Here is a 531-nt window from a genome sequence, read left to right as displayed (position 1 = left end):
GTGGGCGTTGGTGCCGCTGATGCCGAAGGAGGACACACCCGCCCGGCGTGGACGGCCGGTCCGGGGCCAGGGCTGCTCCTCCGTCAGCAACCGCACCTGCCCGGCGTCCCAGTCCACCTTCGTGGACGGCCGGTCCACGTGCAGCGTCTTCGGCAGCACCCCGTGACGCATCGCCATCACCACCTTGATGACACCCGCGACACCGGCCGCGGCCTGCGTGTGCCCGATGTTCGACTTCACCGACCCCAGCCACAGCGGCGCGTCCGCGGAGCGCTCCTGGCCGTACGTGGCCAGCAACGCCTGCGCCTCGATCGGATCACCCAACGTCGTCCCCGTACCGTGCGCCTCCACCACGTCCACGTCCGCCGCCGACAACCGGGCCGACGCCAACGCCTGCCGGATCACCCGCTGCTGCGACGGACCGTTCGGCGCCGTCAGACCATTGGACGCCCCGTCCTGGTTCACGGCCGAACCCCGCACGACGGCCAGCACCGGATGCCCGTTGCGCCGCGCGTCCGACAACCGCTCCAG

General features: G+C 72.1%; 1 pseudogene. It reads right to left on the bottom strand.

From position 1 onward, the window contains the following. A pseudogene (locus IE294_RS47180) lies at window positions 1–531 on the bottom strand (polyketide synthase); the annotation flags it as partial.

The sequence above is a fragment of the Streptomyces canarius genome (assembly GCF_014650735.1).
Lineage (GTDB): Bacteria > Actinomycetota > Actinomycetes > Streptomycetales > Streptomycetaceae > Streptomyces > Streptomyces olivaceoviridis.
This window is presented reverse-complemented; position numbering and strand designations above follow the sequence as displayed.